The organism is Paraburkholderia dioscoreae, assembly GCF_902459535.1.
GTDB classification, from domain to species: domain Bacteria; phylum Pseudomonadota; class Gammaproteobacteria; order Burkholderiales; family Burkholderiaceae; genus Paraburkholderia; species Paraburkholderia dioscoreae.
The window spans coordinates 3,521,201-3,544,707 of record NZ_LR699553.1 but is presented as its reverse complement, the minus strand read 5'-3'; the positions used below and the strand labels follow the sequence as shown (position 1 = coordinate 3,544,707).

Here is a 23,507-nt window from a genome sequence, read left to right as displayed (position 1 = left end):
ATTTTTGTCGGATCCTAATTCCGATCTGTTCCGCCATTTCATGGGGGTAGATCTGGGGGTAACTTGGGGATGCCACATCGGGAGATCCTTATGCGGCGCCTCCAAGCCGGCGCAATGTGACTCCGACCCGGCCCACCATAGATTTCAGCAGTTCTCCAGCAAGCCCGTGACGCGGCTTACGCCAACGTGCCCACTTGCGTCGCAAAGGCGTCAAGCGACATAGGCCGCGCGAAGTGATACCCCTGAAGCACGCGCACTCCCTTGCGTTCGAGGTAACGCCATTGCGCCACAGTTTCGATGCCTTCCGCGATCACCTTCACGTTCAGCCGCTTCGCGAGATCGATCACGCAGTCCAGAACCGGTTGCGCCACTGTATTGTCGGCGACACTTGAGATCAGGCTTTTGTCGACTTTCAAGAGATCGACACTCAGATCGTTCAGCAGCGAAAGGTTTGCGTGGCCCGTGCCGAAGTCGTCTATCGCAATACTGACGCCGAGACTGCGCAAGCTCGCAAGCGAATCGCGCATGGCGTCGTCCAGCACGAAAAGCTCGCGCTCCGTCAGTTCCAGCACGAGCCGAACATCCGAGTGCCGAAGGATATGCAGAAAGCGGCGACAATCCTCGATCAGACCTCCCCCGATGAGTTGCGTAGGAGACACGTTGAAGCTGACATGGAATCCCAGAGGAAGATCGACGGCATTGAGCGCCCTGGCAACCGAAGTCGTCAGTTCCCGCGTAAGCGGCACGATGAATCCGGATTCCTCCGCGATCGGGATGAACTGGTCGGGCGACACGAAACCCTGGTTGCCGCGTTTCCAGCGCGCGAGAATCTCGGCGCCAATCCATTCGCCGCTCTGCGCGTCGACCAGCGGCTGCAGGTAGGGCGAGAACTCACCCGCCAACAGCGCGTCGCCAAATACCCTGTTTGCGTTTCGGGGCTTGCTGGCAAACCACCAGAATAGCGAGGTCGCGAGGGCCGATACGGCGACGATCGCAGCCTGCCAGAGCGCGAAGCGATGTAGGGGATCGAAGACAGAATTCTTCCGGCTGTATCCCGCGTGGATTTCCAGCGGATAAAGCATCGAATTCGCTACGGCCGACTTCATTCCGTCGGCGGCGCTACCGTTCGCCAGTACACCCTCCGGGCTCAACCAGACGTCGCCTACGCGAAGCATCGCGGTTCCGGCGGGGTCGAACGTCTTTAGCACCTTGATCAAATGGCGGCCATCGATGGCAACCAGGGCCGCACCGTTGTGCGTGGCCCTGCGCAGCACGAGCAGCGACGAATCGGGCGTGACACGATTGAAAGGCAGTAGTTCCAGCGTGCCGTTCGCAAACGTGTTCGGATCGGTTGCTTCGTGGACGTCTCCGACCAGAGACGAGCAGTACAGGACGCCCTCGGGGTCCACGAGATTCGCCGAGCGCACGTAAGGCCGCGATTGAACCTCCTCGCGCAGACGGAGCACCGCGCGGGAGCACGGCTGCCCCGCGAGTGTGAGCGTTTGTGTGGCTGCGTCGGAGGCCTGGTCGACCATCTTCTCGATCTCGTCGAGAATGCCGCGACTGCCGTCAGCCGCCTGTCTGTCCAGACGCGAGCCGATAACGAGTAGCTGAATTGCAATTCCAATGGTCGCGACGAGCAGAAAAATGGAAACGGCAACCGGAATGCGTAGGGAGCGCGCGATGCGCGGCAGGGCAATGGGGTTCATCATCAAATCCTTGTCTGTATGAAGCCAGAAATTGCGGGCTAGCCGCGTGCGCCGTGCATTGTCCGGGCACTTCCTTCTAATCGCTCAGACGTACGTTCTGCGTATAGAGTGCTTCGAGCATTGAAGAGTCGTGAGCGGAGTTGCGGCTTTCGTCGAGGGGAGCGGCGCGAGCGACACGACGCTATGCGCTACCGCTACCGCTACCGCGCCGACTTGCGTTGGCTAACTTCATCTATTGATAGTCGACCAGCACCAGCATGGCGCCATTCACCGTGCCGGCCGTGACATTGGCTGCCGTCTTGATGTACGACGCCTGGTAAGGCACGGTATACGACCCGCCGGTGGTTTTGTTATAGGCATTGAGTTTGATCGACGTGTTGAATGTCACGGGTGTACCGTTTGCATCTGCAATTCTTACGCGAACGCCCGTTGCGCTCGAGTCGGCGCTGAGTGGCAATGCGCCTGGGTAGCCGGTCACTTCAGTGCCGACCGGTATGAGGCTGTAGCCCACCCGATTGAAGCCTGCTGGGCAATTGTTGAGGCGAATACTGAAACTCTGCGCGCCCTGAACGGTGCCTGCGCTGCCGAATTTCTTGAGCCCTGCTGTCGGCAACGTGACGAGCTGATCTGGAACCGAACAGGTTCCATCGATCGTCTGAACCGTTGCTGCAAGAAAGATCTGGTACATAGAGCTTCCAAAACGGATGATGAAGTACGCAGGGGAGGGGGTAGAGCCATTTGCTTTCAATGGGCCGCCGATGATCTGCTGTCCGTTGGCGACCAACTGGATCTCTATGGGACTCGTGATGACCAGGTTCGGTGTTACCGCGCCATCGGTTATCTGCTTCCCGTTGACGATCAATCGGGTCGAAAGGCCCGTGACCGTAGTCAGAACGTTTGGGCCGGGGACTCTTTGACCTCCGCCGTACTGATACAACTCCGCGTAGGTCAGCGTGCAGCTCGTTGAATAGCACAGCTGTTGCGGCGTGAGGTAGTCGCGCGCGACTACCGTACCGGCGGCGACGCGTGCGGGCACAGTAATCGTCGACTGTCCGAATGCATACTGGGCGAATGCCGGCGACGAAAGTGCGGCCATGAGTCCTATGGCTGCCAGGCTGTTTCTTGCCCAGCGAACACGTGCGGTCCGCGCGGCCAATGAGACTGCCGACACCACAATGGAAAGGAATCTGTTCATGCTGAGGGTTTCCTGTCTGTTGAACTTGCAACAATCCTGAGGATCGCTGTCGATAGACAACGAGCGTTTCATTCCGCGGAAGGCTTGCTGGCCGCGCTGATCGGCAATGGCCTGCAGGTTGTTTCAATCGTCTGATAGCCGTGCACGGAGTTGCCGTCTTTGGTCGGGGCCAGCGTGTACGGCACGGCGCATGACATACCGCTGTCATTGGTCCAGCGCACCGTCAACGTGCCCTGAGTTTCGAGCCCGCGCGCGAGGATCCGGCCGCCCTGACCGACCACGCCCACTTCCTTGCCGGACTCGTCCAGAACCGGTGCGCCGAACGGCAGTGCTTCGCCATTGGCTTGACGCACAGTGATCAGCGCCGTGCGCCCAACAGCGGTCTGGAACTTGATCAGCGGGACGGCACCGGCACGCGGCGCCACCTGCTGCGACGTGACACGCAGTTCGACATCGAGCGGCAGTCCGGACGGGTCGAGTTCGATTTCGTTCAGCGAATACGGCGTGAGCGTCGGCGCGATGGCATAGCCACGACTGTCCACGCGTACCCCTTGCGAGTTGAGAACCCGCGCGCCCGCCGCGCCGGGAGCCTCGACGATGGCGAAGGTATCGGACAACGGTTGCGACAACGTGATACCGCCCGGATGTGCGACCACTGCGCCACGCACGCCGATCGAGCCCTGCTGATAGTGCTGGCCTGCGCCTGCACTTCCGGTCAACTCCGCATACGGCGCGCGGTAGACGAGCGTGCCGCTTCCGTCGGCCGACGAGCCGCCGGTTTGCGACGCATAGTTGCCCGTCATGCTGTAGAACAGCGTGTCGTCGCGGCCAGTGCTGCCCGACAGCGTTGCCTGGCCGCGGGCGTTGCCGTGGTCGTCGAACGTCACGCTGGAGGATGCGATGACCGGCTTTGTCTTGCCGAGCGGGATGCTGACGCTCGCGTAGAACGTCGTGTTCCTGCTGTCGAGGCTGGTGTTTTCGCGCGTCACCGACAGCTGATAGCTGAGGTTGCGGAACACGTTCGAGTACGCGGCGGAATAGGTCAGGTCCGACCCGTGACGGTTCCAGTAATTGCTCGCCGACAACGTCATGCCGAAGCGACCCGCGCGTCCGCCCAGATCCTGATTGACCGACAGCGAAGCGCGGCTGCGCTGGCGAGCAATATCGCTCGCCAATCCGCCGTCGCGGACGCGCTCGCGCGCCAGCATGGCATCGTTGAGACCGAAGAAGCCGCCGGTAGAGTATCTGTATGCCGCAATAGCGATATCCGTGGACGTCTGCGTAATCGACTTCGAGTAGCTGATCCGCGCACTGGTCCCGTTATAGCGCTTCTCTCCCGGCACGGACGTCATTGCCTGCGTGACGTCCAGTCCCCACGCGCCGAATGAAGTATTCAGGGCGGTGCCCAGCACGAACGACATGTAACCCTGCGCGGCGGTCATGCCACCGTAACCGGTTATCAGGTTTGTGATGCCTTGCCGCCATGTGCTCTGCATGAACACCGGATTGCTGTCGCCTTGCGATGGCCGGACGGTGCCGGCCACGAAGCTATAGCGGTGCGTACCGGGACGCAATGCGAGCGGAACCGCCGCATATGGCACCGAGAAATCGTGGGAGGAACCATCGGCTTCCTTGACCGAAACGTTCAGGTCGCCGCCGTAGCCCGTGGCATACAGATCGTCGATCTCGAATGCGCCCGGCGCGACCGTCGCTTCATAGATCTTGACGCCGTTCTGCGTGATCGTGACGCGCGCATTGCTCCTCGCGATACCCCGGATGATCGGCGCGTAGCCGCGCATGGAGTCGGGCAACATCCGGTCATCCGTCTCGAACTTGATGCCGCGAAACTGGGTGGAATCGAAAAGATCGCCAGACGTATAGGCTTCGCCGACCGTCAGTTGCGAGGTGAGGGACGGCATGTCGCGCTGAACATACGTCGCGATGTCCTGATAGCGCGCGCCGGCGCCGTTCGCCCAGCTATACGATCCTTGATGACGGAAATGCCAGTCGCCCAGATTGAACCCGGCCGTCAGCCCCGCAAAGCCCTGCGATGTCGAAGGTCCACCGTTGTTGCGGGTGGCATACACGTCCGCGCTGTAGTTCAGCAGGCCGGTGGTCACGCCGGAATCCCACCGATCCGGGCTGACATAGCCCCGCGGCGTCCTGCGCAGCGCGCTTTGCGGGATGCTGAGCGAGAGACGCTGATCGTCGAATGCGAAGGCGGTGCTTGCGTCTGCGATGATCTGCGGAAGCTCGATGCACGCCTCGCTCGGCTTCCGGTCTCGCACGTCGACCGGCAGCTTCTGCAGATCGACGCCGAGGCTCTCGAGGAGCACTGCACCGAAGCACGGCTGCGCATCCTTCTTACCCCCTACCTGGCGAAACGTGATCTGGGTGCGCGTAACGTTGTTGCCGTTGACATAGACATCGACGCTGTATTCGCCTGGCAATACGATATTGCCCTTCTCGAAACGGGTAAGGTCGATGCTGCCACCGCCAGTATGGGCAAGAAAGCCGCTATCGAACTGAACGTCGTCGGATGCGGAAGGCGTGGGTGCTGCATCGGCCGATACGTGCCAGAACAGAAGCGCGGACAGTACGGCAAGATAGAGCGGGTCGAGTCGCGGCACCCGACCACCGTCGAGGCCACCATGGCGGGAAGATAACGTCATGTTGATCCTGTATTGTTTCTTGAGACTGGCAACGTCGGGTGGAAGGCAATGCGTGCCGCGTAGTCGAGCAAGGGCGAACACCCGCCTGCCGGGCGCGTTCAGCGCCAGCAGGAACGAATTAGCGAAACAGAAATGGACTAGGGCAAACGCTCTGGCGCAGTACGTGTTAGCGCTGCGTGCTGCCGTTGGCGACCTGGGACGGTGTTGCGGGGCGGATGACACCCCAGTCGTCGATGCTGCTGTAGGTCACAGTCGTGCCGTTCGACGCAACCGAAGAGAGTCCGGGAACCGGAAAGCGAGCCACGCCTTTCGCCAGAACGTATTTGGGCTCGATTTCGTATTTGCGTCCCGCCACCTCAAGCTCGACGCTGCCCAGATTCACGACATACGAACTGGGATTGGATGCGGTCAACTCATAACCTTCCGCTCCGTCGCGACGAGCAATCTCCCACGTCAGTTGCCTCGGGGCTTCCTCTGCGGTCCCTGGCAGTCCACCAGGCCGATACATCACCTTGATCCGCGAACGAAATGCCAACTGGATCCTGTTCGCTGCATCCTCGCCGCTCGCTTTGGGCGGTACTTCCAGCACGTTCAGCCAGAACAGCGATTCCTTGTCCCTGGGCAGAGGCTCGCCGGCATAGACCATGCGCAACGTCTGACCCTTGTCCGGATCGAGACGGAACATCGACGGCGTCAGGACGAACGGCACCTGGATTGATTCCGGCGCGGCTTTCTCGTCGCCGGTGTCCATCCACGTCTGAACCAGTGCCGGAGCCTTCCCGTCGTTGAAGAGCTTCACTGTTACTTCACGGCTGTCGCCGGGAAAAACGACCCGTGTACCGGTGATGACGACACTTGCTTCCGCCGTGCTGCCCAGAACGATTGCGCCCAGAGCCAGCATGGCGAATACTTTTGATATCCATTGACTCATTTGCTTATTCCTTTCTGACTGACTGACTGGCCGGGCGGATTCCGCGAGCGCGGAACCGCCCGGCGTATGTGCCGAACCGATGTCGCCGGCCGGCACGCTCGGAGTTACTGATAGCTCAGCGAGTACTGAATGCGCGAGTTCGCCGCTCCGGCCGTTGCCTTGCCCGTGGCCACGTATTCCGCGAAGTACTGCAGCGATGCACTGCCGCCATTCAGATCCACCGTCTGCGAGTTCTGCTGGCCGGCCGGTGCGCCAGCGACGATCGGGCTTTGCGCGTTGTTGAGAAGGCGAATTCGAACGTTCGTTGCGCTGGTCGCGCCTTCGGTGGCGACGAGATTGATCTGGCCCGTCGATTGGTCGACCGTGTCGCCGGCCTCGAAGAAGGCTGCGACCTTCGTGGAGTCGCCGGTGCAGCCGCTCAGGTTGATCGAAAACGGTGTGCGACCCGCGGCGTTGCCCGAACTGCTGAGCGCGGCGACCGAGACGCTCGGCAGCGTCACCGTCATGTTGTTCGTACCGGTCGCACCGCCGCCCGCCGAAATCGTGCAAGTGGTTGCCAGTACCTGGCCGTTGAAGGTGATCTGACCGTCTGCTGCCATTGCAGTGTGAGCCGCTGCCGCAATAGAAAGGACTGCAAATGTCTTGATGAGGTGATTCGCTTTGAATGTCATATTCTCTTTACCTTTTACGATATGTATTCGTATAATGGGATTCACTCGCAAGGAGTGAGCGGCGGATCGCTGTTGTGCTACTGCGCCCGTCGAAAACAATTTTGACGGCTTTGGCTTTATCGCGATATCGGACTGAAACGAAATGCTGCCGCTGGCTTGTAGTACTCGTACTAAAGCTCTGGGAAAGAGCGTTTCGTGGGCCCATGCAATTCGTAACCTGCTTTGCGGATCCCGCGGATCCGGGGAATGCCAGAAAGGCTGTCAGTGCTGATGAACGCGAAGGACGTGGCAGTAGCCGGTAACATTGCGTGAAGGTCAAGTACGGCGGGTTCAACAATCGTGTACTGGCCTGGCGCGTCCGTGTGGACGGGCCGGTAAGGTGAGGCCGCACTGTCGTTTCAACTCATCTCGCGTCGAGGTCCTGATGCATCGCGCGCGTAGAGGCCGGGTTTTCCGGCTGAATGACTAACGGCGCGATCTCACGCTCCCTGCTCAGCATGAACGAAATCAGTTCGATATCGTTTGAAGCGCCGAACTTGCGCATTGCACTTCGCTTGTGCGAACTGATTGTCTGCTTGCTGCGCTTCAGATAAGCCGCAATGTCCGTGACCGTGTTTCCGGACGCGAGGAGCCTCATGACTTCGGCTTCTTTCGGAGAGAGTTCGGTTGCCGTATGAATTGCGCCGCTGTGGACATTCGACGCAATCGATCGGATGGTCGGCGAATGGTAGTTGCCTCCCGCAACGGTGGCATGGATTGCGGTGATAATGTGTCCCGTCGCATCGGCCTTGCTGATGACGGACAGATTGCCTTGAGAGGCGAGGGTTCGTACCACCGCGCGATTGTTCATCGTCGTCAGCACGACTATGCCGATATCTGGAAAATTCCTTTGCAGATAGCCAAAGAATTCCAGGCCATCACGATATTTACCTTCGGGTAACGTGTATTCGCAGATCACGACGTCGCATGCCACATGTTGCAGCAGTTCGACGATCTGCGTCGAGTTCCGGCAGGTTCCTACGAGTTCTATCTGGCCGGCATGCTCAAGGACTTGTTGCAGTCCGATCAGAACCGCGGGGTGATCGTCGGCAATCGCAACGCGGATGGAGAAATGGTTCATGCAATGGTATCCGTTGATTGAGGCGGCGCGCGGCATGAAGCCGGGTGCCTGAGGCTCCAGACGGCGGACTGGGCGGTTGGGCAATTGGGTCGCCGTGCAAACGTCGGTTCGCCTGGGTACTACGCGCTCGCCGTCACTGTTCGGGTGCCTCTGGTTTGCGCCGGGAGACGTTTCAGCCCGAAGACCAATACCGTTGGGAAGGCAACCAAAATCAGTTTATAAATACCGGAAGATTACAGATATCATACAAGTAAGCTATTTCGTCGCTTTTCAGTCGTACTAGTACGAAAGTGAAAAGGAAGCGTATGAAAATCGGGCGGAAGTCGAGATGATTCACGCTCCGCGCGTTCGAGTACGTGGGGTGTGACGAGCGCGGAAGGCGCGCTTATTTGTCTTTAGTGGAGGGAGAAGCGATCAGCCCGCTTTCGATTGCATAGCGGATGAGTTCGACGTCGTTCGCCACGCCGAGCTTTCGCATCGCGGTGGTCTTTTGGGTGCTGACGGTCTGTTTGCTGCGATTGAGCCGCCTGGCAATGTCCGTCATGGAGAGCCCGGAGGCGAATAATCGCGCGACCTCGAGTTCGCGCGGCGAAAGCGGCTGTTGATCACCGGTCGTCTCGCTGTTGTTCACGACTTGCTCGATGGTAGGTGAGAGATACGAACCGCCGGCATAGCTGCTATGAATCGCCGTGATGATGTGACCGGTCGCGTCGGACTTGCTCAAAATGGAGGTCACGCCGGCCGAGATGAGTGCACGTATGACCGCCGGACTGTCCATTACTGTGAGCGCGATGATGCCGACTTTCGGGAAATGGCGCCGCAGGTATTCGAAGAGCACGAGTCCGTCGCCGTACTCGCCGCTCGGCATCGCGTAGTCGGAAATGACCACGTCGCAAGTTTGCTTCTGGAGCGCCGCGATCAGTTCGGTCGAATTCTGGCAGGTCGCGACGATCTGTATCGTGCTGACCGGCTCCAGCGCATGAACGAGGCCACCCAGTACAGTAGGATGGTCGTCGGCGATCACGACTTTTATCGAAAACTGGTTTCCGGCGCTCATCTTTTCCCCGCCCCGCATTTATGCCGATTACGATTCAGGGCCTGCAAACGCGGCCTTTCGCCTCGCCACGACGTCATCTTTGGATCATACCAGGAGAGTTCGCCCGTAGGGCGATTGAATGCCAGCCGGATATCCGCCATGCCCTGGTTCGGGGCCCGATCTGTTTGCGTTCGCCGTGCGAGCCGCAGCGTCGTCTGCGCGCCGGCGACAAAACCAGCCTGATATTTTTTAGCCATGCGCCCATCGTCGTCTCCTGATTTGCTTGCGCGGTTCCGGGTTCATCAGCGGATCATTCTGTTCATGGGGGCGGCGGCACTGACGCTCTTCATTCTGCTGGCTTTCGCGCTGAGTCTCGCCGGCTACGTTCGCGAGGATCTGAATGACGAACGGCAGACGTTCCAGCGCGATCTGGGACGCGTCATGGACATTGTCTGGGCGAGCGAGACCCGTGTTCGTATCGTGGCGGCGGGCGTCGAAACCGTGTCGAAGAGCAGTGGCGCTGCGGACGCGGCCGACGTGAGCGCATTCGAAGGGCAGGGCGGCCGCCTGGTATTTGCCTCGGGCCCGGATTCCCGCGGCGCCTTGATCGTCCGGCTTTCTCGCGAGGAAAGCATGGACGGTGAAAGGATCGGCCGCTTCCTTGCCATCGCTAAAGCCACCGCCGGTTCGGGTAGCAACCTGGTGAAGACAATGAACGATGCGGTGGGACTGCCGTGGGGACTCAGCGGCTACATCGCGACACCCACGGCCTCGGCGGTCGCTATCAGCCCATTGCCCGATCTGTCGAACCCGCAAATACAGTCCGCCATTGCGGACACGGCACGCCTGTTGGCCTATTACGCGGCAGGACTGGCGAACCTCGCTTCATGGGCCGCTGCGCAGCAGAGCCGCACCAGGCAATTACGCTGGCTGCGTCCGCAGGTCGATCCGCTCAGCGGAAAAACGCTGCTCCGCATCCTCGCGCCAGTCAGTGCGAACGGTCGCCCGTTCGGTGTGGTGGCCGGCGTATTCAGCCCGCAGCGATTGATCGACCGACTGGAGCCCGGCAGTTTTTCCGGCGCCTACTGGATCCTCGACGAACGCTCCGAGCCGGTGACGAGCAGTGCATCCGGTCAGTTGAGTTCGTCGGAACGGGACTACGTGATGGCACACTGCCAGAAGCCCGCTTCTGCCACGCAAGACATCACGGACACGTTCCACGACGGCAAACTGTCGATCTGCGCGCCACTCGGCAACACGGGATGGAAACTGGCCTATTCGTTGCCGGGGCAGGTCATTGCCGGCCGCGTGGCGCGGGATATCGCAGGATCGGCCATCGCCACGGGCCTTGCGATTATCCTGTTGTGGACCTTCGTCCTGCTGTTCAACCGCAAGATCCTCGTGCCTCTGTTCGAACGCTCGGAGCGTGTCTTCGACAGCGAACATCTGAGTCGGACCCTGATCGAAACCGTGCCGGTCGGGCTGGCGCTCGTCAACGCCGACAACCATACCGTGCTGCTGGAGAGCGCGCACATGCAGGCGCTCGAAAAGCGCGTCGCGGCGGCAGGCGATGTGTTGATCGGCGGCATGCTCAAGCAGCACGCGCCAGCGGCCTTCCGGGCCTCGCGCGGCGACGCGGCGACAACCTCCGATGTCGAACTGCATCTGCCAAGCGGCGAAGGCTCCACGATCGACATCGCAGCGAAATTGACTCCGTCGTTTTACGAGGGGCAACCGGTTATCGTGGCAGCCTTATCGGATGTCACGGCCGAGCGTCAGCTGGCGCGCGAGTTGACTGCCGCGCGGCACGCGGCGGACAGCGCGAATGCCGCAAAGAGTGCATTTCTCGCGTCGATGAGTCATGAAATCCGCACACCGCTGAACGCGATTCTTGGACATCTCGAACTGCTCGAACGGCTGCCGCAGGCGGCGCCTGTCGTTGCGCGCGTGCGGACCGTTGCGTCGTCGTCGCGGGCATTGCTGCAGATTCTCAACGATATTCTCGATTTCTCGAAGGTCGAAGCGGGCGAGATGAGTTTCGAATCGATCCGCTTCGACGCGGCGGATCTGGTCCGGCAGGCAACCTCGATGTTCATGCCGCTTGCGCAACGCAAAGGGCTGGCACTCACGCATACCATCGATGCGGCTCTGCCGCGCTATTACCTGGGTGATCCGGGGCGAATCCGCCAGATGGTCGTCAATCTGCTTAGCAACGCCATCAAGTTCACCGACCGGGGAAGCGTGTCGATCGAGGTGAGCGCCGGCAAAGGCAACCCGGCGATACCGCTCGTGATTCGCGTGACGGATACCGGGATCGGCATTCCTGCGAAACGTCAGGCACGCGTGTTCGATGCGTTCGATCAGATCGATGCGTCGATTACTCGCCGTTTTGGAGGCACGGGACTGGGGCTGGCGCTCTGCAAGCGAATCGCCGAGGGTATGGGCGGCACGATCGAGATGAGCAGCGAAGAGGGCCAAGGCAGCATCTTCACGGTGACGCTGCCGCTTCGGCACGGCGACGATACAGCACCCGCCCACGAAGGCGACTCGCAAACGGCGGACGAGGCAACCGACACGCGCGGCATCCATGTCCTCGTGGCGGAAGACGACGAGGTGAACCGTGAGTTGATCCGCGATCAGCTCGACACACTGAGCTACACGAGCGATATCGTGGAGAACGGTCTGGTCGCGCTGCGCAAGTTCAACGAGCGGCACTACGATCTCGTATTCACCGATCTTGGAATGCCGGTGATGGACGGCTACACGTTCGCGCAATGCCTGCGCAATCAGGGAGCGCGCACGCCGATCATCGCGATCACAGCCGACGTCACGGCTGCCGATTCGCGGCGCTTTCGCGAGGCGGGAATATCGGGCGTGCTGCTCAAGCCGATGTCGCTCGCGTCGATCGATGCCGCGGCGCGGCGCTATCTCTGGCTCGGGGCTCATCCCCGGGCCGCGGCTGCCATCGACGCGGCGGCGGGGCGCTCGGCCCCTGCGTTGCCGGACAACTTGCGCGCCACTCTGGAGCGGCAGACCGCTGATTCGCTGGCGGTATTGAAGAGCGCGATGGCGCAAGGCGACTGGGGCGCGGTATCGTCGCGGGTTCATTCGATCAAGGGTGGTTTTGCGATGCTGCACGCCGAAGACGTGGTGGAAGCATGCACACGGCTGGAGAAAATGCTCGACGGCGAAGCAGACGCCGCGGCCGGCGACTTGCAGCATACGCTCGGCGAGGTGCAGGAACGCATTGCCTCGGCACTCGATAGAATGGCGCGGGCCGGGGAATCCGGGCAGAGCGGTGCGCGCAGCTGAATGAGAACCAATGGCCCTTCAACGATAGCGCGCAGCATTATCGCGTCAATCCGGAAAGCGGCACAGTCGAATCAATATCGGGCTATTAGCCAACAGGATTGCGACCTATCCGGATTAACGCGTTAGAGCTTATCAATTACAGGTAGGTAACGACTGCGATTATCCGCGGACTCTTCGTCGTATCAATGGCTGGCAAACGAACCGATTGTGACTGTTGGGTTAACCTGAACGTGCGCAACGGGGTTTGACTGGACGTATTCATGAAAGCGACGCTGCCAGCAGCGGGACGGGGACATGTCATATTGAAACGCGCCTGACTCGACGCATTGTCGCTCATGCTCAGCGAACAGGGTGGCTCGACGATCATTCCGCTGAAGCGGATGACACCGCTCGCCTGAGCGCTCCCAACGGAGCACACGAAGAGCAAAGAGGTGGCTAGTAGACAGTGTGAGACGATCGAACGTCGTGCCATGAGAAACCTCCGCAAAGTGAGGTGGATCGCGGCAATCGAAACTGCTTGCCTCGCGATCGCAATTAGCCGCTATACATGGAAAAATAAAGTCATGCCAAAAAGATAAAGGGTTAATTGAAAAGCCGGGAATTTCCGTTAATGGACATCCCGGTTGAATTGAGGATATACGTTTCGCCATATCAATGCAAGCAGACACAATCGCATGCATCGAATGAGGCATGCCATGTGAATAAAATGCCAATACGTATATTTCGGTGTATCAATGCCCCCGGACACGCGACCATGTATATTGAACGCGCGTTGCGCCGGCATCGTCTGTTGTGACGTCAGGTGTGAAAAGAGTCCAGTGCATTCGGTAAACCGCGGAGACCGAGATGGTAAACACGTATGACGACGAAAGTCGGAGTTCCTGGCATCGCTTCGGATGCGGTTGTCAGAACGCGCTGACGCACAACATTTGCCGCCGTATCAGTGAGACGGTTTCGCGCCACTCGGCAGGTCATGACTTCGAATCCGGTTTCGCAGCGGGCGGCCACAGCATGGCCGACCCGGTCTTCTCTCCGGCGGCGGCGGCCGGCCCCGTCGTCCTGAGAGGCGCGCGGATCTTCGACGGAACTTCCAGCATTCTGCACGAGGGGCACGACCTCGTCGTAAACGGCAACCGGGTCGAGGACCTGGTTCCCACAGGACAAGATGTCGGCGGCGCGCAGGTGATCGATTGCGTGGGGCACGTCATCATGCCCGGGCTGATCGACGCGCACTGGCATTCGATTCTTGCCGCCGTTCCACTGAGCGTGGCAATGACGGCCGACATCACGTATATCTATCTTCTGGCGGCGCAGGAAGCCGAGCGCACCATCTTGCGCGGCTTCACCACGGTTCGCGACGTGGGCGGCCCCTCTTTCTCGTTGAAGCGGGCGATCGACGAGAACCGCGTCGCCGGTCCGCGAATCTTTCCTTCAGGCGCGATGATTTCGCAAACGTCCGGACATGGCGACTTCCGCAGCCGCAGCGAGTTGCCGCGCACCGCATTGTGCTCACTGAGCGCTGCGGAAGTGGCGGGCATATCATCGATCGCCGACGGTGTGCCCGAGATGCTCAGACGGGTGCGCGAACAACTGATGCTCGGCGCGAGCCAGATCAAGATCATGGCGGGCGGGGGTGTGTCTTCCATGTTCGACCCGCTCGATTCCATTCAATACACGGAAGAAGAAATGCGCGCCGCGGTCAACGCGGCATCGGACTGGGGAACCTACGTTTGCGCCCACGTGTACACCTCGGCCGGCATTCGCCGAGCCTTGTCATGCGGGGTGAAGTCCATCGAGCACGGCCAGCTTGCGGACGAAGAGACCGTGCGAAGGATTGCCGATGCCGGCGCCTGGTGGAGTCTGCAGCCATTCCTGGCCGACGAGGACGCCAACCCAAAGGCGACTGAAGCGCAGCGTCTGCAGCAGAAGGCTATCGCGGAAGGGACGGTGCGAGCCTTCGAGCTCGGGCAGAAGCACAACGTGAATATGGCTTGGGGAACGGACGTCCTGTTCAATCCTCCGGGTGCCTTGACGCAAGGCAGGCAGCTTTCGAAACTCAGTCGCTGGTTCGAGAACGTCGATGTCCTGCGGCTCGGCACCAGCCGCAATGCAGAGCTCCTCAGTTTGTCAGGCTTGCGCAGTCCCTATCCCGGCGCGCTGGGTATGATTCAGCCCGGCGCTTTTGCGGACCTCCTGGTCATCGAAGGAAATCCGCTCGAGGACATTTCGCTGATCTCGGAGCCACAAAGGAGCATGAGGATCATCATGAAGGACGGCCGGATCTACAAGAACACCTTGGGTCTGCGGGTTCAATAGGCCGGACGTCCTCCAGCGCCAATGTCGATCTTCTCTTTCCAATTACGCGGTTTGCGACGACATGGCGCGCCGAAGTCCGGCGAATATTGAACGGCTGTGTACCTGGTGCCGCTCGCAACGTCTGCACCACACCTGGTTATGCGCTGCATTCGATTGCGATCGGGTAAGCGGTCGATGCCGCAATCAGACCGGTGCCTTCGAGAAATGCGTGCCCTTCAGCGACAGGTCGAACATCAGGCCTTCCTTGGTCTCGACAACGCCCACAATGGAATGGCGAGCTGTGTTGGTGTCGAATTTGCCGTTTTCGCCGCTCTTGAAGAAGGCCACGGATCCATCAACGCCGAGCGTCCAGCTCTTGCTGTTACGGAACCGGTCGAGCGCGTTCTGGGTGAGAAACACGAGGGCCACGCTCTTCGATTCGAAGCCGAGTTGTGCACCCACTGAAGCAGCTTTCGCGTTGTAATAGGTGTTCGGTGCGCCGGGGACGTGCTTTCGGTCGGCACGCGGCAAGCATCAGCGACTCGAGCACGAGGCCGATGAACCCGAGTAGCGCGACCGTGCGATGGGCGAGTCGCAGAACAGCCGCACCGATGCGCTCGAGTAGTTCGATCACACCGTTACGCCGTCGTGTAACGGGCTGCCCGGCGACCTTTCCGACGGCGAGCACAACTGCGTCGAGGAGGGCGAGGCGATCATGGTCAAGACCGGTGGCGTCGTGCAACAGGCTTTGCAGACGTTCCGGGCCGAGCACTTGTGCAAGCAACGCAGCACCGGCGGTGTCGTGTCCGCCGAGCCGGGAGAAATCCAGAGAAGTGATTGCGTCCTGCGTGACCCGCTCCACGCTCAGCGCACGCAGCGTGTCGTAATGCGGAAGTGTCCAATTGCCGATGATCGCCAGCACACCCATCACGGATGTATTGAGTCGTTGGGAGGACGGGAAGGACGTATCGGGCATGCTGGTCGAGGGGCCGAAATTCGAATTCGCGCTGCGCTGCATGAGCGAGCTTGAGCCTCCCATCGAAACCCCGCCTGGCCAGAATTTCTCTGCGGGCCGGGTTATCGCTAGGCCAATTGACGCGAGCTTTGCCCCGCTTCCAGGTTGACCAGCGCGCCGAACTTGTCGGCAATCCGTCGAAGCGCTTCCGCAGAGTCGGGAAGCCGCGCCGTCGAGACGCGAAGAAACTCGCCAGTGCGCGGGCCGACGTGGCAACGGCTGCCACTCGCAACCGATATGCCATGCGCGGCGAGCGCGACGATCGCCGTCTCTTCGTGAGGCACCGCCACCCACAGGTTCAACCCGTCGTCACCCTGGGCGCTCATGCCGCGCGCGAGCAACAGATCGCGCAACGCTGAGCGTCGTGCGGCATATCGTTGGCGGGCGTGGTCGACCGCCGCGTTGGTCCGCGTGTCCGTCAAAAGCCACGCCAGCGCACCTTGAAGAATGCGGCTGTTCATCGCGGCGCCAAAACTGCGAAGCTTGCGCGTCCGGTCGATGAGTCGTGACGAGCCGGCGAGCACGCAGGTCCGCAAGTCGATGCCGTAAGTGTTGCAATAGCCGCGTACGAGGAGCGTGCGTTCGGGCAGCAATGCGCCCATGCTGGGTGCGCTGCGCAACGACAGCGGCCCGATGAAATCATCCTCCACGATCTGCGTCTGCGGGCTTTCGTGAAGCAACCGCGCCAGCTCGTCGAGACGTGCAGCGTCGACGGCGTGTCCCAGCGGCACCTGGGCGCGGGGCTGATAGACGAACGCTGCTGGCCGCCGCTCGAGCGCGGTGCGCAGCGACGAAGGCGTGGGGCCGCGCCCGTCGCACTCCACTGCAATGAGCTCGAGGCCGAGCGTCGAACAGATGTCGAGCAGCCGCGGACTCGTGGGCGATTCGATGGCGAGGAGACGCTGTTCGCCCACGGCGGCCTCGATGGCGAGCAGCGTGCCTTCCGTGCCGCTGCCGGCGGTGCTCCACGCCTCGGGCCGGAATGGCCACGTGGGCGCTACGGCGGCAATGAGGCTCGGTATGGCGTGCTCCTTCGACGCGCGATGGGCTGAGGGTTCTCGCGATCCGGCAAGCAGCGCCTGACCGAGATCGGGCAGGAGTGCGTAGTCGATCAGCCCTTGTGCGAGGTCCCACGAATGATCGTCGGGGGAATCGGCACGGGCGGTTTCTCGTGTTCCGGTATCCGTCACCACCGTGCCGCCGCGCCGGCGCGTGTCGATCAGGCCAAGGTCGCGCAGCCGCGACCACGCGCCGGCGACGGTTGCCGGGCTCACGCCGAGCAGCGGCGCCAGTACGCGCACGGTCGGCAGGCGCGCCCCCGCCTGCAGCCGCCCGGTGCGGATCAGGTCGCGGATGCTGTGGACCAGGTCGCCCCCGCCGTCCGTTTGAACATATCGTGCAATCCAGTCCGCCTCCGCCAGTTGGCCGGTTTCGCTCTCCACGCCGTCGGGCGCCGTTTGGTGTTTGGTCATTCAATCATCCGTTGCATGTTCGCTGTCGGTTAATTCGCCGCTGTGCCGCGCCAGATAAGGGAAAAGGGTTCCGCGCAGCGATCTGTGCCGCCGTTTCGAGCCGTTTCGCATCCTCGGGCTTTCTCTCTTCGACAGCATTGTCGATCGCCGATCGCGACGTTGAACATATTTTTATAATATAAACATATCTGAATATGTTACTGGAACGAACGTCAGAGCGGGTATCTAATCACGTCACGGCAATCTTATCGAACCATCTGGAAAGAGCACTCTCATGAGCGAACAGCGCAGCGCAACCGCAAAAACCATCGGCGTGACTGGCCGCTATCTGGTCGAAAGCCGCGGAAATTTCTTCGCCTCCGATTCGCCCTCCGCGCGCGACGGCGAGACGGCGGCAGTGGAGCCTTCGGAGCTTCTGCTCTCGGCGCTCGGCGTGTGCGCACTCGGCAGCGTCGAAAAGGCCGCGCGGGAATTCGAGTTGAACGTGCGCCATGCCGATGCCACCGTCGATTCACTGCGCGACCCTGACGACCGTACTCGCTTTGCCCGCGTGCATATCGAGGTGACGGTGCACGGCGTGACGCAGCCCCAAGCGCAGCGGTTGATCGACCATTTCACGAGCGGCTGCGTGATCTACAACACGGTGCGCCGCGCCGGCCCGATTTCCGTCGCAGTCACGGCTCATCCCTAACCCGTCGCATCCGACCGTAACGAAGCAGACATGGCACGCAAACCGTTTCATCTCGCCTGGTTCATCTCCCGCGGCTTCGGTCCCAAGGCATGGCGGCTGCCTTGGGGCGGCCCGAACCCCAAGGGCTGGACGTCGCCCGATCTTTTCGTGGATCTCTCGCGCGCACTCGAACGCGCCGCGTTCGACTACGTGATGATCGAAGACTCGTCGAACATTCCGTACACCTATCAGAATTCGCACGATATCTATCTGCGCTACGCGGTCGATTCGCCCAAGCTGGATCCGGCCGTGCTTGCATCGTTCCTGATTCAGGCGACACGGCGGCTCGGCGTCGTTACGACGCTTTCGACGACCGAATATCACCCGTTTCAACTCGCGCGCCTGACCAACACACTCGATCATGTGAGTCACGGCCGCGCAGGCTGGAATCTCGTGACGGGCAGCAACGACGGCGGCGCACAGAACTTCGGGCTCGACAGGCAGTATCCGCACGACCAGCGCTACGACATGGCCGACGAATACGTGGATCTGGTCACCAGACTGTGGGAGTCGTGGGATGCCGACGCCGTGGTAATGGACCAGCAGAACGAGATTTTCGCGGATCCTTCGAAGGTGCATCCGGTGCATTTCGAGGGCCAGTACTTCCGGTCGCGCGGCCCGCTTGGCGCCCCTCGCTCGCCGCAGGGAAGGCCTGTTATCTGCCAGGCGGGCGGATCGCCGCGCGGCCGTCAATTCGCCGCGCGCTGGGCCGAAACCGTGATCGGCACCGCGCGCAGTGTCGCTTCGATGAAAGCGTTTCGCGACGACATTCGAGCCAAAGCCCGCGAGGCGGGACGCGACCCGGACAGCATCAAGGTGCTGTTCCTGATCACGCCCATTGTCGACGAGTCGCGCGAAAACGCCGAAATGCGCCGTCGCGCGCAACTCGAAGACGCGAGCCGGCATCTGGACGCGCATCTGGCGTCGCTCTCGCGCACGAGCGGCATTGATTTTTCGAAGTTCGATCTGGATGAGCCGCTTCCCGAGTTGAAATCGAACGGCCATCAGACGCTCGTCGCCCAGTACAGCGGCCGCACGCTTCGCGAAATCAGCGGCACCGGCAAGATGCTCTCGGACGTGAATCTGGTCGGCACCGCGCAGGATGTGGCCGCGCGGCTCAGCGAAATCGTCGACGAGGTGGGCGGCGATGGTTTTCTGCTGATGGACCCGGATCTCACGCGCCGCTACATCGCCGAGATCACCGATGGCCTCGTTCCCGAGCTCCAGCGGCTCGGCGTCGTGCGCACGCAATACGAACATGAGCAATTCCGTGACAACCTGATGGCGTTCTAGCGCGCGTCCGGTCTGCTGCTTGCCCCATCAACCTGCGATACGTTAAGACATACTAATTACCTATGTACGCGAACCAATCGATCCGTGAGCCTTCGGCGCCGGGCAGCACCTCACTCACGCGGCATGCATGGGTCGTGATCGCCATTGTCACGACCTTCTGGATAGCGGACGGATACGACACGTTCGTGCTGCTCGTCACGGCGCGCCCCGCGCTGGCGGACCTGCTGCCGCACGAGGCATCGCCGTTTTTCGCCCGCTATCTCGGCTATCTGGTGATGATCACGCTTGCCGGATGGGCAACCGGCGGCGTGCTGGGTGGCGTGCTGGGCGACCGGCTCGGGCGGCGCAAGGTGATGCTGCTGGGCGTCGTGCTCTATAGCCTCGCCACGACGGCGTCGGCGCTTACGTCGACATGGCAGTGGCTCGCGCTCGCGCGCTTTCTCACGGGTATCGGCATTGGCGCGGAGTGGGGCGTGGGCACGTCGCTGCTCCAGGAGACGTGGCCCGAAAAGTGGCGCACGCGCGGTGCCGGACTTCTGCAGGCGGGCTTTTCAGTGGGCGGCCTGCTGGTCTCCGGGCTGTGGATTCTCGTCGGATCGTCGTTCGGATTGTCGTGGCGCTGGATGTACCTGTTCGGCATCGTGCCGCTGCTCATCATCTTCGCGGTCTACCGCCACATTCCCGAGTCGGCACGCTGGACGCAGACCCGCAACGAGGTCAGTCCGCTTGCATTGTTCGCACAGCCGTACGTGCGTCGTCGTCTGCTGGCTGCGCTCGCCGTGTCGGTGGCCATTACCGGCGGGTGGTGGGCGGTCACGTCTTTTCTGCCGACCTTCGTCGCAAGTCTCGCGCATGATCCGCGCGAGGCAGCGTCGCTCGCCGGCTGGGCCGGTGCGCTTTACAACCTCGGCGAGATCGTCGGCTGCATTGCGATGGGGTTTCTCGCCGAAGCATGGGGCCGCCGTCCGACGACGATCGTCTATCTGCTCGGCTCGCTTCTGATCGTGCCATTCGTGTTCGCCGGCCTTGGCTCCGCGAAGGCGGTAACGGTTGCGCAACTGGTGTCGGGGTTCTTCACCGGCGGCCTGTACAGCTGGTACGCGATCCATACGCCGGAACTCTTCCCCACGCGCATCCGCGCGACCGCCATCAGCGTCATCTTTTCAGGTGCGCGCTATCTGGCGATGGCGGGTGCGATCGCCGCGGGCACGCTCGCGGCGGCACTCGGCGGAATGGGGAAGGTGGCGTTGTGGTTCGCTCCAATCTATCTGCTTGGTGCGGTTGCGGTGCTGTTCCTGCCCGAGACACGCGGCAAGGGGCTGCCAGACTGACATTGTTGCGCGCGCATCTAATCGACGGATGGGCGCATGTCAGCTGTCCGGCCCCGAAGGCGTGCTCTGACGCTGCACAACCTGCGCGAACATGAGGCCGTCGTCGGATTCGTTGAGCGAGTTTTTCCGGTCCAATGCGGCGCCTGCCGGTTGCGCCACGAGCGGTGTCGCCAAAGGCCCGGCCGTGGTCCTGACGGGAGCGCACTGGCGTAGCGCCTGCATCAGGATTCTGGGCGGTCCGTCCGCAACATCGTAGACGACCGATTTGGCGCGGCGGCTCGCGGTCAGCACCTGGGCGTCGCGCATCACACCGAGATGCTGCGAAAGGTTGGGCTGACGCAGTCCCAGCGCCAGTTCGATTTCGGAGACCGCGCGCGGACCGTCGAGCAGCAGCATGGCAATCGCGAGCCGGCTGGGATGGCTCACGATACGCAAATAATTGGCAATGGCGGTGATGTCCTGTGTGTCCATTCCGTGTTCGCTCATGCGCGCCGTCCTCGCTTGCCCGGTGCGCGTTCCGGCGGCGCGTCCTGGGCGATCTGGCGAGTCTGATAGTACCAGTCGAGTACATCGTCTTCCGAAAGGCGTTTCGACGCGTCCTCGATCGTCTTGGGTGGCGGCACCACGCATGGTGAACCCGGTTGCCAGTCAGCCGGTGCGTAGAGATTTTCCTGCCAGGTCATTCGGACTGCCTGGAAGAGGCGGAATGCTTCCTCGACCGACCGGCCGGTGGAGATGGGATACCAGCTGATCGCCTTGATGATGCCCTCGGGGTCGATCAGGAACATGCCGCGCACCGTGCTCGACGAAACCGCTTTCGGCGGCAGCATGCCATAGGCCTTCGCCACGGCCATTGACGGGTCTTCAACGACAGGAAATGGAATGTCTATGTTGAAGCGCTCCTGAATACTGCGCAGCCATGCGAGATGTGAGTAGAGCCCGTCTATGGAAAGCGCGAGAAGCTCGCAGCCAAGCTCCTTGAAACGCGGAGCGATGCGTGCAAAAGCGATCAATTCGCTCGTGCAGACCGGCGTGAAATCCGCAGGGTGGGAAAAGAACAGCAGCCATTTTCCGCGGTAATCCGCCGAGGAAACCATTCCCATTGTGGAGCGCGCCTCGAAGTCGGGCGCGGGTTCGTACAGGAAGGGCGGCCGCTGAGCGCGAAAGTCTTCTCCGATGTTGTCCATTCAATTTATCCGTTGTTGCGGAATTGCTGGGTTAGCGAATAACGAAAGCGTTTTTTGTTTGTTGACTTGCGAAAGTGCGAAATCAATACTGCGATTTCAATGCGAAACGAATGTAATTTAGCGGTTTCGAGCCAGAAAATCTACTAATACTTATCGCAATCTACAAGTGAATACTATCAAATCCACAAACGTCAAAACTACACCGGCACTCGTCGTGCCGCCGCTGACTCCATTCGATTCGTCGCTGAAAGTCGATCGCGCTGCGCTCGCTACTCATATCGACTACGTGGTCGAAGACTGCCGCGCCACGATGGTGGTCGCAGCCGGCGTCGAGACGCAGGAATATCACTATCTGCCGTTCGAGGAGCGCAAGGCGCTCGTGCGCGCCACGGTCGAGGCTGTCGACGCCCGGGTTCCCGTGGTGGTCGGCATCTCACATCCTTCGATCCGCAGCGCTGTCGAACTGGGACAGCTTGCTTCCTCGCTCGGCGCGCACGCCATCCAGCTGCTCGCGCCGTTGCGTCCGTTCGGCGGCGCGCCCAGCACGGCGGAGGTCGTCCGCTATTTCGAGTTGATCGCGCGCGAAACCGAACTGCCGATCATGCTCTATCTGAATCCCGGTCCGGGCGCCGACCTCGGCCCGGAAGCAACGGTCGAACTGGCGAAGCTCGAGCGCGTGAAGTACGTGAAGGAAAGCTCGCGCGACCTCGCACGCGTGGGACGGCTCATCGAACAGATCGATCGCGCGGGTCACGCACAGTACCTCACGACGTCGCAAATGCTGCTGATCACGCTGCAACTGGGCGGCAGCGGCGCGACCATGCCGCCGCCGCTTGCCGAACTGGGCGCGAAGATCATCGCCGCATTCGCCGGCGGCAACGCAGCCGAAGCCGCGCGACTGCAACAGCAGTTTTCGCTGTTTCCCGCGCGCTGGATGCATCGCGGTCTGCTGCCGACCATGAAGGCGGCGCTGCACGCGTTGGGCCGCTGCATCGGCGAGCCGTACCCGCCGTTCGGCACCCTGACCGACGACGAAGCCGCGCAGATCGCAACCTATCTCCAATCCACAGACCTTAGCCACGTCACTGAAAATCATGCTTGAAATCCAACGACTTTCGGTCGCCGAAGCGGCCATCCTGCTTGAAGGCGCACGCCTGAAAGCCACTGAACTTGCCATTCCGATGTGCACCGCCGTGACCGACGAATCGGGCCACCTCATCACGTTCGAGCGGATGGACGGCGGCAAGATCAGCAGTATCAGCATCGCGATCGACAAAGCGTTCACGGGCGCTGTCGCGCGCAAGGGCACGCACGTCTACAACCAGCTCTGCGTGCCGGGCAAGGGCACGTTCGGTATTCACGTCACGAACGGCGGGCACTTCAGCATCATCGGCGGCGGTCTGCCGGTGACGGTGAACGGCGCGATCGTCGGCGGCGTGGGTGTGAGTTCAGGAACCGCGGACGAAGACCTGATCGTGGCCGAAGCGGCCGTGGCCTGGTTCCGCGAACGGACCGGCTTCGCGGAGTAAGCGCGCGGC

At 61.4% G+C, this 23,507-nt stretch carries 20 protein-coding genes; 7 read left to right on the top strand and 13 right to left on the bottom strand.

Annotated elements, in window-relative coordinates; genetic code table 11:
* Positions 1-176: 176 nt before the first annotated feature.
* The 8 genes from PDMSB3_RS15925 to PDMSB3_RS15890 all read right to left on the bottom strand — a co-directional run bounded on the left by PDMSB3_RS15925 (position 177) and on the right by PDMSB3_RS15890 (position 9,591).
* On the bottom strand, positions 177-1,712 hold the full coding sequence (locus tag PDMSB3_RS15925; RefSeq protein WP_084747803.1) for an EAL domain-containing protein: 1,536 nt from the start codon (positions 1,710-1,712) through the stop codon (positions 177-179).
* Positions 1,713-1,941: 229 nt separating this feature from the next.
* On the bottom strand, positions 1,942-2,904 hold the full coding sequence (locus PDMSB3_RS15920) for a fimbrial protein (RefSeq protein ID WP_007180760.1): 963 nt from the start codon (positions 2,902-2,904) through the stop codon (positions 1,942-1,944).
* A 68-nt stretch (positions 2,905-2,972) separates the two neighbouring features.
* Positions 2,973-5,576: a fimbria/pilus outer membrane usher protein gene (locus PDMSB3_RS15915; protein WP_007180761.1), complete on the bottom strand. Its 2,604-nt coding sequence runs from the start codon at positions 5,574-5,576 to the stop codon at positions 2,973-2,975.
* A gap of 166 nt (positions 5,577-5,742) precedes the next feature.
* On the bottom strand, positions 5,743-6,507 hold the full coding sequence (locus PDMSB3_RS15910) for a fimbria/pilus periplasmic chaperone (RefSeq protein ID WP_165186888.1): 765 nt from the start codon (positions 6,505-6,507) through the stop codon (positions 5,743-5,745).
* Between the two features lie 104 nt (positions 6,508-6,611).
* Positions 6,612-7,178 (bottom strand): fimbrial protein, encoded by a 567-nt coding sequence (locus PDMSB3_RS15905; protein ID WP_007180763.1) that lies wholly within the window; start codon positions 7,176-7,178, stop codon positions 6,612-6,614.
* A 403-nt stretch (positions 7,179-7,581) separates the two neighbouring features.
* Complete coding sequence (locus PDMSB3_RS15900) at positions 7,582-8,334, bottom strand: response regulator (RefSeq protein WP_232064211.1); 753 nt, start codon at positions 8,332-8,334, stop codon at positions 7,582-7,584.
* A 349-nt stretch (positions 8,335-8,683) separates the two neighbouring features.
* Positions 8,684-9,355, bottom strand: coding sequence for a response regulator transcription factor (locus PDMSB3_RS15895; RefSeq protein ID WP_035517935.1), 672 nt, complete (start codon positions 9,353-9,355; stop codon positions 8,684-8,686).
* On the bottom strand, positions 9,352-9,591 hold the full coding sequence (locus tag PDMSB3_RS15890; protein ID WP_157187814.1) for a hypothetical protein: 240 nt from the start codon (positions 9,589-9,591) through the stop codon (positions 9,352-9,354). The genes PDMSB3_RS15895 and PDMSB3_RS15890 overlap by 4 nt, the downstream gene beginning before the upstream one ends.
* On the opposite strand from PDMSB3_RS15890, the gene PDMSB3_RS15885 reads away from it, so the two are divergent.
* Positions 9,590-12,646, top strand: coding sequence for an ATP-binding protein (locus PDMSB3_RS15885; RefSeq protein ID WP_232064210.1), 3,057 nt, complete (start codon positions 9,590-9,592; stop codon positions 12,644-12,646). The two genes, PDMSB3_RS15890 and PDMSB3_RS15885, sit on opposite strands and share 2 nt — an antisense overlap.
* A gap of 846 nt (positions 12,647-13,492) precedes the next feature.
* The gene (locus PDMSB3_RS15880) at positions 13,493-14,962 is read left to right on the top strand and encodes a metal-dependent hydrolase family protein (protein ID WP_007180768.1); all 1,470 of its coding nucleotides are present in this window, start codon (positions 13,493-13,495) and stop codon (positions 14,960-14,962) included.
* Positions 14,963-15,145: 183 nt separating this feature from the next.
* On the opposite strand, the gene PDMSB3_RS15875 is transcribed toward PDMSB3_RS15880, so the two are convergent.
* The 3 genes from PDMSB3_RS15875 to PDMSB3_RS15865 all read right to left on the bottom strand — a co-directional run bounded on the left by PDMSB3_RS15875 (position 15,146) and on the right by PDMSB3_RS15865 (position 17,398).
* The gene (locus PDMSB3_RS15875; protein WP_232064207.1) at positions 15,146-15,361 is read right to left on the bottom strand and encodes a YSC84-related protein; all 216 of its coding nucleotides are present in this window, start codon (positions 15,359-15,361) and stop codon (positions 15,146-15,148) included.
* On the bottom strand, positions 15,324-15,959 hold the full coding sequence (locus PDMSB3_RS15870; RefSeq protein ID WP_157187816.1) for a hypothetical protein: 636 nt from the start codon (positions 15,957-15,959) through the stop codon (positions 15,324-15,326). The genes PDMSB3_RS15875 and PDMSB3_RS15870 overlap by 38 nt, the downstream gene beginning before the upstream one ends.
* Before the next feature lie 65 nt (positions 15,960-16,024).
* A complete protein-coding gene (locus PDMSB3_RS15865; protein ID WP_232064206.1) occupies positions 16,025-17,398 on the bottom strand; it encodes an aminotransferase class I/II-fold pyridoxal phosphate-dependent enzyme in 1,374 nt (457 codons plus the stop codon).
* A gap of 304 nt (positions 17,399-17,702) precedes the next feature.
* On the opposite strand from PDMSB3_RS15865, the gene PDMSB3_RS15860 reads away from it, so the two are divergent.
* The 3 genes from PDMSB3_RS15860 (at position 17,703) to PDMSB3_RS15850 (ending at position 20,782) form a co-directional block, all read left to right on the top strand.
* Positions 17,703-18,119: an OsmC family protein gene (locus tag PDMSB3_RS15860; RefSeq protein ID WP_007180771.1), complete on the top strand. Its 417-nt coding sequence runs from the start codon at positions 17,703-17,705 to the stop codon at positions 18,117-18,119.
* A gap of 30 nt (positions 18,120-18,149) precedes the next feature.
* Complete coding sequence (locus tag PDMSB3_RS15855; protein WP_007180772.1) at positions 18,150-19,451, top strand: NtaA/DmoA family FMN-dependent monooxygenase; 1,302 nt, start codon at positions 18,150-18,152, stop codon at positions 19,449-19,451.
* Between the two features lie 62 nt (positions 19,452-19,513).
* The gene (locus PDMSB3_RS15850; protein ID WP_007180773.1) at positions 19,514-20,782 is read left to right on the top strand and encodes an MFS transporter; all 1,269 of its coding nucleotides are present in this window, start codon (positions 19,514-19,516) and stop codon (positions 20,780-20,782) included.
* 39 nt (positions 20,783-20,821) lie between these two features.
* Here the strand turns inward: PDMSB3_RS15850 and PDMSB3_RS15845 are convergent, their stop codons facing one another.
* Both PDMSB3_RS15845 and PDMSB3_RS15840 read right to left on the bottom strand, forming a co-directional pair.
* Positions 20,822-21,268, bottom strand: coding sequence for an ArsR/SmtB family transcription factor (locus PDMSB3_RS15845; RefSeq protein WP_007180774.1), 447 nt, complete (start codon positions 21,266-21,268; stop codon positions 20,822-20,824).
* Positions 21,265-21,969 carry a peroxiredoxin gene (locus PDMSB3_RS15840; RefSeq protein WP_007180775.1) on the bottom strand — a complete coding sequence of 235 codons (705 nt, stop codon included), beginning with the start codon at positions 21,967-21,969 and terminating at the stop codon, positions 21,265-21,267. Before PDMSB3_RS15840 ends, PDMSB3_RS15845 begins: the two co-directional genes overlap by 4 nt.
* Before the next feature lie 166 nt (positions 21,970-22,135).
* On the opposite strand from PDMSB3_RS15840, the gene PDMSB3_RS15835 reads away from it, so the two are divergent.
* Positions 22,136-23,071 (top strand): dihydrodipicolinate synthase family protein, encoded by a 936-nt coding sequence (locus tag PDMSB3_RS15835; RefSeq protein ID WP_165186883.1) that lies wholly within the window; start codon positions 22,136-22,138, stop codon positions 23,069-23,071.
* Complete coding sequence (locus tag PDMSB3_RS15830; RefSeq protein ID WP_007180777.1) at positions 23,064-23,498, top strand: GlcG/HbpS family heme-binding protein; 435 nt, start codon at positions 23,064-23,066, stop codon at positions 23,496-23,498. Before PDMSB3_RS15835 ends, PDMSB3_RS15830 begins: the two co-directional genes overlap by 8 nt.
* The last annotated feature ends 9 nt before the right edge of the window (positions 23,499-23,507 follow it).